This window comes from Brevundimonas sp. SL130 (assembly GCF_026625805.1).
Taxonomy (GTDB): domain Bacteria; phylum Pseudomonadota; class Alphaproteobacteria; order Caulobacterales; family Caulobacteraceae; genus Brevundimonas.
In genome coordinates, this window is the sequence record NZ_CP113064.1 from 62939 (window position 1) to 75448 (window position 12510).

General features: G+C 68.6%; 12 protein-coding genes. 4 read left to right on the forward strand and 8 right to left on the reverse strand.

Annotation, left to right across the window (positions count from 1 at the left end; all coding sequences use genetic code 11):
• Positions 1-11: 11 nt before the first annotated feature.
• From nusA to OU998_RS00315, 7 genes are all read right to left on the reverse strand, one after another.
• Positions 12-1775, reverse strand: a complete 1764-nt coding sequence (gene nusA, locus OU998_RS00285; protein ID WP_267514857.1) for a transcription termination factor NusA — start codon at positions 1773-1775, stop codon at positions 12-14.
• Entirely contained in the window at positions 1775-2386 is a 612-nt protein-coding gene (gene rimP, locus OU998_RS00290) for a ribosome maturation factor RimP (RefSeq protein WP_267514858.1), read from the reverse strand. The genes nusA and rimP overlap by 1 nt, the downstream gene beginning before the upstream one ends.
• Positions 2387-2520: 134 nt before the next feature.
• Positions 2521-2799, reverse strand: coding sequence for a BrnA antitoxin family protein (locus OU998_RS00295; RefSeq protein WP_267514859.1), 279 nt, complete (start codon positions 2797-2799; stop codon positions 2521-2523).
• A gap of 58 nt (positions 2800-2857) precedes the next feature.
• Complete coding sequence (locus tag OU998_RS00300) at positions 2858-3361, reverse strand: DUF1993 domain-containing protein (RefSeq protein ID WP_267514860.1); 504 nt, start codon at positions 3359-3361, stop codon at positions 2858-2860.
• An 83-nt stretch (positions 3362-3444) separates the two neighbouring features.
• Positions 3445-5427 carry a methyl-accepting chemotaxis protein gene (locus OU998_RS00305; RefSeq protein WP_267514861.1) on the reverse strand — a complete coding sequence of 661 codons (1983 nt, stop codon included), beginning with the start codon at positions 5425-5427 and terminating at the stop codon, positions 3445-3447.
• Between the two features lie 238 nt (positions 5428-5665).
• Positions 5666-6367 carry a tRNA (guanosine(46)-N7)-methyltransferase TrmB gene (gene trmB, locus OU998_RS00310; RefSeq protein ID WP_267514862.1) on the reverse strand — a complete coding sequence of 234 codons (702 nt, stop codon included), beginning with the start codon at positions 6365-6367 and terminating at the stop codon, positions 5666-5668.
• 114 nt (positions 6368-6481) lie between these two features.
• Entirely contained in the window at positions 6482-6844 is a 363-nt protein-coding gene (locus tag OU998_RS00315; protein WP_267514863.1) for an endonuclease domain-containing protein, read from the reverse strand.
• 190 nt (positions 6845-7034) lie between these two features.
• On the opposite strand from OU998_RS00315, the gene OU998_RS00320 reads away from it, so the two are divergent.
• Both OU998_RS00320 and OU998_RS00325 read left to right on the forward strand, forming a co-directional pair.
• A complete protein-coding gene (locus tag OU998_RS00320) occupies positions 7035-8507 on the forward strand; it encodes an amidohydrolase (protein ID WP_267514864.1) in 1473 nt (490 codons plus the stop codon).
• A complete protein-coding gene (locus OU998_RS00325; RefSeq protein WP_267514865.1) occupies positions 8507-9847 on the forward strand; it encodes an amidohydrolase family protein in 1341 nt (446 codons plus the stop codon). The genes OU998_RS00320 and OU998_RS00325 overlap by 1 nt, the downstream gene beginning before the upstream one ends.
• A gap of 62 nt (positions 9848-9909) precedes the next feature.
• Here the strand turns inward: OU998_RS00325 and OU998_RS00330 are convergent, their stop codons facing one another.
• The gene (locus OU998_RS00330) at positions 9910-11316 is read right to left on the reverse strand and encodes a coniferyl aldehyde dehydrogenase (RefSeq protein WP_267514866.1); all 1407 of its coding nucleotides are present in this window, start codon (positions 11314-11316) and stop codon (positions 9910-9912) included.
• 226 nt (positions 11317-11542) lie between these two features.
• On the opposite strand from OU998_RS00330, the gene OU998_RS00335 reads away from it, so the two are divergent.
• Together OU998_RS00335 and OU998_RS00340 are read left to right on the forward strand one after the other, a co-directional pair.
• Positions 11543-11728, forward strand: a complete 186-nt coding sequence (locus OU998_RS00335; protein WP_267514867.1) for a hypothetical protein — start codon at positions 11543-11545, stop codon at positions 11726-11728.
• Between the two features lie 31 nt (positions 11729-11759).
• Positions 11760-12248, forward strand: a complete 489-nt coding sequence (locus OU998_RS00340) for a hypothetical protein (RefSeq protein WP_267514868.1) — start codon at positions 11760-11762, stop codon at positions 12246-12248.
• Positions 12249-12510: the final 262 nt, after the last annotated feature.

A 12510-nucleotide genomic window follows, 5' to 3' on the forward strand; every position in this document is an offset into this window, starting at 1 on the left:
CAGGTCTCCCATCACGCGTTCGACGGTTCGGAGGCGTCCTCGGCGAGGACCTCCGTATCGTCGGAAGCATCGTCGGAACCGTCGGCGTCCGCTTCGGTTTCAGCGGGCGCGTCGCCGAACACCTGGTCCGGGTCGTATTCGCCGTCGGCGAAGTCTTCCTCGGCCTCTTCCGGCGCAGGCTGCGGCAGTTCCGAGGCGTCGATCCAGCCGGCGGCCACACGGGCCTGGAGGATCAGCATTTCGGCGTCTTCCTGGGCCAGGTTGAAGCTTTCCAGCACGCCCGGGACCTTGACCCGTTCGCCGTTCTTCACTTCGTAGCCGCCGCGGATTTCGTCGGTGGCCAGGTCGGCCAGATCCTCGACGGTCTTGACCCCGCCCTGACCCAGGGCGACGGCCATGGCCAGGGTCACGCCCGGCACCTGCAACACGCCGTCCTCGACGCCCAGTTCGACGCGCTTGGCGTCCAGCTCGGCGGCCTTGCGGTCCAGGAAGTCACGGGCGCGGGCCTGCAACTCTTCGGCGGTCTCCTCGTCGAAGCCTTCGATTTCCGAAACTTCATAGGGGTCGACATAGGCCAGGTCTTCCACCGTGGCGAAGCCTTCGGTGACCAGCAGCTGGGCGATGACCTCGTCCACGTCCAGGGCTTCCTGGAACAGGCCGGTGCGCTCGCTGAACTCGCGCTGGCGACGCTCAGAATCCTGGGACTCGGTGATGATGTCGATCTGCCAGCCGGTCAGCTGGCTGGCCAGGCGCACGTTCTGGCCGCGACGGCCGATGGCCAGCGACAGCTGTTCATCGGGCACGACCACTTCCACGCGGCCGGCTTCTTCGTCGAGCACGACCTTGGAGACTTCGGCCGGGGCCAGGGCGTTGACGATGAAGGTGGGCTCGTCCGGGTTCCACTGGATGATGTCGATCTTCTCGCCTTGCAGTTCGGCGACGACCGCCTGAACCCGCGAGCCGCGCATGCCGACGCAGGCGCCGACGGGATCGATGGAGCTGTCGTTCGACAGGACGGCCATCTTGGCGCGCGAGCCCGAGTCACGCGCAGCGGCGCGGATCTCGATCACGCCGTCATAGACTTCCGGCACTTCCTGGGCGAACAGCTTGGCCATGAAGCCGGGGTGGGCGCGCGACAGCATGACCTGCGGGCCCTTGGCCTCGGGCCGGACGTCGTAGATGTAGGTGCGGATCCGGTCGCCGATGTTGAACACTTCGCGCGGGATGGACTGGTCGCGGCGCATGACGCCCTCGCCCCGGCCCAGGTCGACGATGGTGTTGCCGTATTCGACGCGCTTGACCGTGCCGTTGACGATCTCGCCGACGCGATCCTTGAACTCTTCGTACTGGTTGGCGCGCTCGGCCTCGCGGACCTTGCCGGTCACGACCTGGCGGGCCATCTGGGTCTGGACGCGGCCGAACTCGAACGGCGGCAGGGTCTCGACATATTCCTTGCCGACGACGGCTTCCGGATCGCGCTTGGAGGCGTCGGTCAGGCGCACCATGGCGCTGTCGTTGAACTCTTCCAGCTCGTCTTCCGGCTGCCAGTCGTCCTCGACGATGGTGACGTGACGGGTCAGGGCCAGTTCGCCGGTCTTGTGGTCGATCTTGGCGCGGATGTCGTGATGGGCGCCGTAACGCGACTTGGCGCCCTTCTGGATCGCTTCTTCAATCGCCTCGATGACGACTTCGCGCTCGATGTTCTTTTCGCGGGCCACGGCCTCGGCGATCTGCAGCAGTTCGAGGCGGTTGGCGGAAATACCGGTGACGGCCATCAGGCGTTGTCCTCAGAAGGGGTCGTGGTGTCGGTTGTGTCTTCGGCGGCCCCGTCCTCGGGAGTGCCTTCGGGCAGGCCGTCGTCTTCAGGTTCGCCCCGCGCGGCGCGAATGGCGGCGCCCCGTTTCATCAGGGCGTCGGTCAGGACCAGTTTCGCATCGCTCAACCAGTCGAAAGGGATCAGTGCGGTCTCTTCTTCGCCGTCCAGGTCGACCAGGACGTTTCCGTCCTCATAGCCAGCCAGCACGCCCTTGAACCGCTTGCGGCCCTCGATCATCCGGTCCGTCTCCAGCCGCGCCTCCTCGCCCTCGAACAGATCGAAGTCGATGGGACGGGTCAGGGGCCGGTCGATGCCGGGCGACGAGACTTCCAGCATATATTCGCCGGCGATGGGGTCGGCGGCGTCGAACACCTCCGACACGGCGCGGCTCAGCTTGGCGCACTGCTCGACCGAGATGTCGCGGTCGGACGGGCGTTCGGCCATGATTTGCAGACGCTGGCGCTTGGAGCCGGTCATCAGGCGGACGCGCACGATCTCGAGACCGAGCGACTCCGCGATGGGGTCGATCAGCTCCAGCAGTTGGCGGTCCTGGGCGGTTCTTGCGCGCAAGCGGCGATTATCCAAAACAAAAGCGGCGGTCCGTCCGGGCCGCCGCTTGGAACGACGCCGTTGGACGCCGGTCTAACGATGTGGAGGGCCGTATAGGCGTTTCACATTCGCTTGTCAGCCCTTTTCGCAGAAGGTCATGCGTCGACGGCCTTTCGCAGCAGCTCATTGATCCGCGCCTGCCAGCCGGGACCGGAGGCGCGCCACCGGTCCAGCACGTCGCGATCCAGCCTCAGGGACACATGCGCCTTGGTCACGTCCGACTTCGGACGGCCCCGCGTCAGCGTGCCCGTCGCGGGGCGCACGACCTTGTCGCACTTGCTGATTTCAGCCCGCGCAAACACCTCGGGCGACCAGGGCGGCGCCTCATCGGGATCGTCCCAGTTCGGCGAGGTAGAAATCTCTTTCCGGGCCATTGCACTTCCTCATGGAGATGATGTGGCGTCGAGCAGGTCCATCCTGCCGGGGAGCGCCTCAGATCAGCGCCAGCCGCCCCAGATAATCCATCTTGTTCAACGGCACGCCTTCCTGGCGCAGGATGGCGTAGGCGGTCGTGACGTGGAAATGGAAATTGGGCAGGACGAAGCTGGTCAGATAGCCCAGGCCGTCGAAATTCATCTCGCGGCTGGGCGTCTTCAGCGTGACCGGCCGGGTCTCGGCCCCGGCGAAGGCGGCGGGGTCCACGCTGTCGATGAAGGCCAGGGTGCGGGCGATCCGGTCCTTCAGTTCGGCGAAGGTCGTCTCCGTATCCGCCATGGCCGGGTTGTCCACGCCCGCCAGCCGCGCCACGGCGCCCTTGGCCGTGTCCGACGCCAGCTGGATCTGGGCGGGCAGAGGCCGCATGTCCTCATGGAGCCGGGCCTGGATCAGGACGGCTTCGTCAAAGCCCTCCGCCGACGCCTTGTCCAGAAAGCCGGACAGATTGGTCAGGCCGCGCACGAGGATGGGGGCGGCGACGTCGTAGATCGAGAGGGTCATGCCAGGGTTCCGGCCAGGGCTTTGGTGAAGAGACCTTAGCTGGGCGGTTCATCGCCGCCGCGCCAGCCCCCGCCCTTGCGAATTCAGAACTCTTCCCATCCGTCGGCCGCCGGCCCCGTCTGGGGCGCCGTCTGGTGCCCCGTCTGGTGCCCCGTCTGGTGCGCTGCCTGGGGCGCCGCCCCGCCGCGACCGACGGTCTTCATGGCGGCGGCTGTCGGGCTTGAACGAACCGTCGAGGACGCCGCCCCAGATGACGGATGGGACTCGGCGCGGGCGGGCGTCGCGGGGGCCGTGTCGCCGACCTTGAACTGGGCCACCGAGGCCTGAAGCGACTGGGCGTCCTGGGCCAGGGCATGGCTGGCGGCGGTCGATTGCTCGACCATGGCCGCATTCTGCTGGGTCACCTGGTCCATCTGGCTGACCGCCGTATTGACCTGGGCCAGGCCGATGGCCTGATCCTGGGCCGAGGCGGCGATATCGGCCACCAGACCGTCGATCTCGGCGACCCGGTCCACGATCCGTTGCAAGGCGTCGCCGGTCTGGCCGACCAGTTTGACGCCCGACCCCACCTGGGTCGTCGAGGTCGAGATCAGGGTCTTGATCTCCTTGGCCGCATCGGCCGACCGCTGGGCCAGGGCCCGAACTTCGGAGGCGACGACCGCGAAGCCGCGACCGGCTTCGCCCGCCCGCGCCGCCTCGACCCCGGCGTTCAGGGCCAGCAGATTGGTCTGGAAGGCGATTTCGTCGATCACCCCGATGATCTGGCTGATCTCGTTGGACGAGCCCTCGATGGCCCGCATGGCCTCGACCGCATCCCGCACGATGACGCCCGAGGTCTCGGCGTCGCCCTTGGCCGCCTGGACCACGTCCGAGGCCTGGCGGGCGCCCGAGGCGGTCTTGTTGACGTTGATCGTAATCTCGTCCAGCGCGGCGGCGGTTTCTTCCAGGGATGCGGCCTGTTGCTCGGTGCGGCGCGCCAGATCGTCCGAGGCCTGGGTGATTTCGCCCGCCCCGGAGCGGAGGCCGGCCACATTGCCCAGCACCACGCCGATGGCCTCCTGCAACTGGTCCATGGCCCGATTGAAGTCGTCGCGCAGCTGGGCGTACTCCGGCGGCAGGTCGCAACAGATGCGATAGGTCAGCTCCCCGTCCGCCAGCCTGGACAGGCCGACGCCGAAGGACCGCACCACCAGCGTCTGTTGTTCCCGCTCGACCACCTCGCCGGCGGCCTGACGTTCCCGCTCCGCTGTAGCCCGCGCGTCGATCAGATCGGCGTCGGCCTTGCGCTTGGCCTCCGCGGCGTCGCGGAACACCACCAGGGCGGCGGCCATCTCGCCCAGTTCGTCGCGGCGGCCCGCGCCCGGAATCTCGATCTGCAGTTCGCCCGCCGCCAGGCGGCGCATCGTACGCGTCATCGCGTCCAGCGGCGCCGTGACGCCTGTCAGCACGAAACGGGTCGCCGAAATCAGCGTCAGGATCGCCAGCAGACTGATCACCCCCATGGCGATCAGCGACAGGCGGGAGGCGTGCTGGGCCGCCACCGCCTCCTCGCGCGCCAGCCGGGCCTCCAGATCGACCAGGGCGCCGATCGCGGCGGTCAGGGGGTCGATAGCCGGATACAGGGTGTTGTCAGCGAAGTACGCCAGGGCGTCCCGGTCGCCCGACGCCAGTATGGCCTCGAGTTGCGCCGTCACGGCCTCGGCGCGGGGCAGATTGGCGTTGGCCGTGTCGATCAGGACCTGTTCTTCGGGGGACACGCCGCGACGGGCCTCGAACTCGGCCCAGTTGGCATGGATCAGATCCTTGGCCTGTTTGACGCTGTCGATCGCCTGTTGCTGGGTAAAGGCGCCCGAGCGCGCCTTGTGCACCGCGTCGACGATGTTCACGGCGTACATGTCGCTGACCACCTTCAGCGCCTGGATGGGGGCGACCCGGTCGACGATGATGGTCTGGATGCGCCCCCCGGCCGCCGTGGCGGACAACCAGCTGACCGCCGCGATGAGGCACAGCGCCGCGCCCATGGCGGCGAGGCCGGCCAGCAAGCGGTTCCTGACAGTGATCTTCATCCGGCGGCCCCAATGTTTAGGAGCCTCAGGGGTCACGACCCCGTCTGCACGATGCGACCCTACGCCCCGCCCAAGGGGCGTCGCTCAAAGAGCGGGGAGAGAGGTTCCACTGCGCGAACAGGCGACGCCTGAAGCTGGAGCCAATTTATGGTTTCCAAATCGCGACGAAGTGTAAACCGCGAGGTACGGCACACTACATACCAACGTTCTTCCGAAGCGCCCGCCGCAACCGATTACGTCAGTCTGTTCGCCGGAATTCCAGGAAGATCGGCACGGTGTCGCCCAGCCGCTTCTCTTCATAGCGGGTGATCACATGATCGGCCGGCGGAACGAACCAGTCCTGGTCCGCCGCCCCGATCCGCGCCAGCCCCGGCGTGCGCGCCAGCCGCTCCAGTGCCCATTCGGCATAGTCGCGCCAGTCGGTGACGAACCGCAGCGTGCCGCCGGGCTTCAGGATGCGGGCGAAGGCCTGGGCCGTCTCGTCCTGCAACAGGCGGCGTTTGTTGTGCCGCGCCTTGTGCCAGGGATCGGGAAACAGGATCAGCACCCGGTCCACCGAGGCGTCCGGCAGGGCGTCGACCAGGTCGCGCGCATCGTCGGCGTGGATGCGGACATTCTTCAGCCCGGCCTCCTCGACGTGACGCAGGGCCGAGGCGACCCCGTTCAGAAAGGGCTCGCAGCCGATCACCAGAGCGTCGGGCCGCGTCGCCGCCTGGGCCGCCATATGTTCGCCGCCGCCGAAACCGATCTCCAGCCACACCTCGGCCGCCTCGGGCATCATCGCCTTGGGGTCCAGCGGACCGGCCTTGGGATCGGGCACGGCGATCTGGGGCAGCAGGGTCTCCATCAGCGCCGCCTGCCGCGGCTTGATCGGCCGCGCCTTGATCCGGCCGAACGACCGCAGGGGCCGGTCGAGATGGGGGTTTTCGTCGTCGCTCATGCGCGTGCCGTTAGCGGTCAGGGAAACGCGCGTCCAGAACATCTCACCTCCCCGTTCGCGAAGGCGAATGGGGAGGACAGGTCGCGCCAGCGACCAGGAGGGGGCGACTCCGCCCTATCCCGCGTCTCGTCGCGCGCGCACCACCGTCAGAATGAAGCCAAGTACCCCCTCGAGTTCGTCTTTCACATGGATCGCTCGCACGCGGACAACCTTCACGCCGCGCTCGCCCAGCCACGCCGTCCGTCGCTGGTCGTGAGCGGCCTGTTCCGGCTGATCATGAACCGCGCCGTCCACCTCGACCGCCAGTTTCGCCTCGGCGCAGTAAAAATCGAGAATATACGGACCGATCGGATGCTGCCGACGGAACTTGCAGCCGTTCAGGCGTCCAGCTCGCAACGCATTCCAAAGCCGGGCTTCCGGCGGAGTCATTAAACGGCGAAAAGCCTTCGCCCGTTTGAAGCTCAGACCGTCAGCCACCGTCTCGCCCCCTCCTGACCGCTGCGCGGTCTGTCCTCCCCATTCGCCTTCGCGAACGGGGAGGTGATGATCCTATCGCGCCGCCCCCTTGAAAGAACATCGAAATCTTTTGACGCCTCCGCCGGATGCCCCTCCTATGACGGTCGCAAGACACGTCGGGCTGGCGTGTCAGTGGGGAAAAGGGGATCTGATGATCGGACATCATCTGCGGGGCGTCAGCCTCGCGGCCATAGGCTTTGCTGTGCTGGGCTTGTCGGCCTGCGCCACCACGGGCGCGGATTCGAAGGCCGCAGCGCCGGCCAAGGACAAGAGCCTGGCCGCCGGCCTGGATCCGGCGACCACCCTGAACCCCTATCCCTCCACCTATCAGCCCCTGCCGCGCGAGAATTTCGCCGTGGTCGGCGCCACCGTCCTGACCGGGACGGATCGCAAGATCGACAATGGGGTGGTCGTGGTCACGGACGGCAAGATCGCCGCCGTCGGCGACGCCTCGACCCCCGTCCCCGCCGGCTATCGCGTCATCGAGGCGCGCGGCCGCTATGTCACCCCCGGCGTCATCGACGTCCACAGCCACCTGGGCGTCTATCCGTCGCCCGGCGTGCAGGGCATGAGCGACGGCAACGAGGCCACCAGCCCGAACACCGCCCAGGTCTGGGCCGAACATTCGCTGTGGCCCCAGGATCCGGGCTTCAACACCGCCCGCGCCGGCGGCGTCACGACCATGCACATCCTGCCCGGCTCGGCCAATCTGTTCGGCGGGCGGGGCGTGACCATCCGCAATACGCCGTCCATCACCATGCAGGGCATGAAGTTCCCGGACGCCCCCTATACGGTCAAGATGGCCTGCGGCGAGAACCCGTCGCGCGTCTATGGCGGCCGTAACCAGAGCCCGGCCACCGGCATGGGCAATATGGCCGGCTATCGCGCCGCCTTCATCGCCGCGCGCGACTACAAGGCCAAGTGGGACAAGTGGCGCGAGGACGGCGAGGGTTCGCCCCCGACCCGCAACTTGCAGAACGAGACCCTGGTCGGGGTGCTGGACGGGTCGATCCTGATCCAGAACCACTGCTATCGCGCGGACGAGATGGCGCTGATGATGGATATGGCCAAGGAGTTCGGCTACCGCATCACCACCTTCCACCACGCCACCGAGGCCTACAAGCTGGCGCCGCAACTGGCCGCCAACGGCATCTGCGCCGCCATGTGGACCGGCTGGTGGGGCTTCAAGATGGAGGCGCTCGACGCCATCGAGGAGAACGCCGCCCTGGTGGACGCCCAACAGGGTTCGTGCGCCGTCATCCACTCCGACGACGCCGAACTGACCCAGCGCCTGAACCAGGAAGCCGCCGCCGCCCTGTCGGCCGGTCGCCGCGCCGGGCTGAACATTTCGGAAGAACACGCCATCGGCTGGATCACCTCCAACGCCGCCAAGGCCATCGGCATCGCCGACCAGACCGGCTCGCTGGAGGCCGGCAAGCGCGCCGATGTGGTGATCTGGAGCGCCGATCCCTTCTCGATCTACGCCCGCGCCGACCAGGTCTTCATCGACGGCGCCCTGACCTTCGACCGGACCAACCCCGCCTATCAGCCGACCAGCGATTTCGAGCTGGGCCAGCCGGGCTATGGCCTGACCGCCGCCAACGTCGCCGAAGGAGCCCGCTGATGCGTCTGTCTCACATCCTCGCGGGCGCCGCCGCCGCCCTGTCTCTCGCCGCCCCCGCCCTCGCCCAGGACACCGTAGCGATTGTCGGCGGCCGCGTCCTGACCGGAACCACCGTCATCGAGCGCGGCACGGTGGTGATCCGTGACGGCAAGATCGTCTCGGTCGGGACCGGGGCCGCCCCGTCCGGCGCCCGCGTCATCGACGCGACCGGCAAGGTGGTCGCCCCCGGCTTCGTCGCCGTCGATTCCGGTTTAGCCGGGACCGAGGTCGGCGCCGTCAGCGGCACCAACGAACTGCGCAACAGCGCCAACACCCTCAGCGCCGCCTTCGACATCTCCTACGGCCTGGACCCCTGGTCCTTCACCCTGCCGGTGGCGCGTCTGGGCGGCATCACCCGCGCCGTGGTCGTGCCCCAGCACCCCGGCTCGTCCGGCGGTCATGTGCATGAGGACGAAACGGCCGGCGCCGGCGAGGGCGGCTATCAGACGCCGGGCCTGTTCGCGGGCCAGGCGGCCATTATCGACCTGGGTCAGGACGCCAACATCCTGGTCAAGCCGCGCGTGGCCATGGTCGCCCCGTTCGGCGAGGCCGGCGCCGACATCGCCGGCGGCGCCCGCGGGGCCCAGTTCGTCCTGTTCAAGGAGACCATGGCCGAGGTCCGCCTCTACGCCCGCAACAAGTCGGCCTATGAGCGGGCCGGCCTGCGCGACCTCAGCCTGTCGCGCGCCGACCTGGAGGCCCTGATCCCGGTCGCCAACGGCTCCATGCCCCTGATCGTCAGCGTCCACCGGGCGTCGGACATCCAGCAGGTGCTGCGTCTGGCGCGCGAGGAAGGGATCAAGCTGATCCTGGACGGCGCCGAAGAGGGCTGGCTGGTCGCCGGCGACATCGCTTCAGCCGGCGTGCCGGTCCTGCTGAACCCCATCTCCAACCTGCCCGCCGACTTCGAGATGCGGGCGGCGCGGATGGAGAATGCGGCGGCCCTGAACGCGGCCGGCGTGGTGATCGCCATCAAGGGCAATGAGGGTTCGACCCACCGCGCCCGCGAGGCCCGCTACAACGCCGGCAACGCCGTCTCGCACGGCCTGCCCTATGGCGCCGCCATCGCCGCCCTGACGGTCAATCCGGCCAAGATCTTCGGCATGGCCGGACAGTTCGGCCAGATCGCGCCGGGCGCCGCCGCCGACGTGGTGGTCTGGTCCGGCGACCCGCTGGAGCCGCTCAGCCAGGCCTCGGCCGTCTTCATCGACGGGGTCGAACAACCCCTGACCAGCCGCGCCCTGCTGCTGCGCGACCGTTATCGTCAACAGACGCCGATGCCGCCGGCCTATCGCAACTGACGGCCTTTACGGTCTGAAGGGAAAGGGCGGGACCGCAGGGTTCCGCCCTTTTTCGTCTCCGCCTACCGGGCCAGAAAACGCAGAACCGTGCGCGCCAGCCGGCCCGCCGCCCCGTCCCACGGCGGCCCCAGACGCTCAAAGGCGTTCACCGGCCCCGCGTCATAGACCGCCCGCGCGTGGCTGAAGCGTTTGAAGCCCTCAGGCCCGTGATAGGCGCCCAGGCCGCTGGGGCCGACCCCGCCGAACGGCAGGTCGTTCTGGGCGATATGGAGCATGGTCCCGTTCAGGGTCACCCCGCCCGACAGGCCGGCGCCCAGGATCCGGTCGCGCGTCCGCGCCTGGTTGGTGAAACCGTACAGGGCCAGGGGCCGGGGCCGGGCGGCCACGAAGGCCAGGGCCTGGTCCAGGGTCTCATAGCCGACCACCGGCAGGACCGGGCCGAAGATCTCCTCCTGCATCAGCAGGCCGTCGGTCGGCGGGTTCAGCACCAGGGTCGGGGCGATCTTGCCCCCCTCTGCGGCCGCATCCGGGTGTTCCAGCACCTCGGCCCCCGCCGCCCGCGCCGCCGCCACCGCCTCGCGCAGCCGCACCCGGTGGCCTTCGCTGATCACCCCGCTGTAGTCGGGATTGTCCTGAAGGGTCGGATAGGCCCGGCGCGCCTGATCCAGCACCGCCTCGGCGAAGGCCCGGACCTGCCCGGCCGGAACCAGGGCGTAGTCGGGGGCGATACAGGTCTGGCCCGCGTTCAGGAATTTGCCGAAGGCGATCGACCGCGCCGCCTTGTCCAGCGGATAGTCGGGCGCCACCACGGCCGGCGACTTGCCCCCCAGCTCCAGCGTCACCGGGGTCAGGTTCTCCGCCGCCGCCCGCATCACCTCGCGCCCCACCCGCGTCGATCCGGTGAAGACCAGATGGTCGAAGGCCAGACCCGAAAAGGCCTGGGCCACATCGACCCCGCCGTTGACCGCGGTCAGGACCGCCGGATCGAACCGCTCGGCCACAGCGGCCTCCAGCAGGGCGCCGAAGGCGGGCGTCAGTTCGGACGGCTTGATCATCACCCGATTGCCCGCCGCCAGGGCGTCCACCGTCGGCCCCAGGGCCAGCAGCAGCGGATAGTTCCACGGCGCGATTACCCCGACGACGCCCAGGGGCTCATGCCGGATCCAGGCCCGCGACGGCTGGAACATCAGGTCCACCGGCCGCCGCTCGTCGCGCATCCACCGCCCCAGATGGGCGCGCGCATGGTCCAGGCTGCGGATCAGGGGCGTGACCTCCAGCAGCCCCGTCTCCACCGCCGACCGCGCCCCGAAATCCGCATCTATGGCCCGCGCAAAGGCCTCGCGCCGCTCCAGCACCAGGGCCTTCAGCGCCCCCAGCCGGTCGCGCCGCACCTGCGCCGACGCAGCCCCCTCCGCCCGCGACGCCGCGTGCTGAAGCCCGAACCGGTCCGAGAGCCCGTGGTGTGTCATCTTATCCAGACCCTTCGCCGCGCCGGCCGAAAACCGCCCGACCGCCCCCGCTTCTCAGACCCGCCCCGGCCGGGGTCAAGCCCCGACTCCTCCCCTTCTGGGGGAGGGGGCGCGGCGCGTCTTCCGCGCCGTGACGGAGAGGGTGCGTCCGCAACACAGGCGCCCTCTTGCGGACCGCTGCGATGCGGGTCCAAATGGGTGGCTGACGACTGCGGGAGGGCAGACGATGTCGAAACTGAAGATTGCCTTATGGGCAGCCGTCGCCGCCTTCGTTCACGGGACTTTCCGAACCAGTTTTCCGCCTGAATGGGGCGGACAGCCCGGCCTGTTCGCCCTGGTCGTCGTGGCCATCCCGACGCTCGCCTGGACCATCGAATATGTTCGTCGGCAGCGGCTCCAGAGCCGCGCTTAGGCGATAGACGTCAGAGCCAGACCGGCCACGCATGCGACTATTCCGAAACCCCTGGCTACAGGCCGTGCTCCTGGGCGCAGGCCTGTTCGTCCTCTCCCTGCTCATCAGAGCGGCGGCCAACATGGTCGTCGGCAGCTTCACCGCCGGCCCCAGTGCGCCGGACGCCATGGTCGCAGCCCAGGATACCGTCTCGCGGCTGGCCTATGGGTTTCTTCTGGGCGTGTTTCTGCCTGCAGTCATCGAGACGCCGTTTGTCGTCTGGGCCGTTCGGCGCGCCCGCGACGACGCCCCAAGCCTCGCGCTCGCCGTCATCATCGCGATCATTTCGGCGCTCGCCTGGCTGTTGCACGGCATGAGCCCCGGCTCGCTCGGCCAGGCGACAGCCTTCGCCGTCATGGCCTACGCCGCCTGGGCCTGGGGCCGACGGCTAGGACGACTTCGCGCCTACGCCCTGCCGACCCTGTCGCACGCCGTCTGGAACGGCATCGGCCTGGCCCTCTTTATGGCCAACCCAAGCTGAGCCCAGGCCGCCGACCGACCCGCCCCACACCCGCCACCTCCCCCTCTGGGGGAGGTGGCGCGGCGCGTCTTCCGCGCCGTGACGGAGGGGGCGCATCCGCACGACCGACGCCCCTGCGGCGTCCAGAGCCCCTCCGCCCCGCGAGGCGGGGAGGAGACGGGAGGCGCGCCAAGGTCTGCTTTCCGATCAGACGCGGATTTCACAAATCGACCCAGAGCAGACGTTGCCAACTTTTGATTGAGGCGTCATTTTCGATACACCT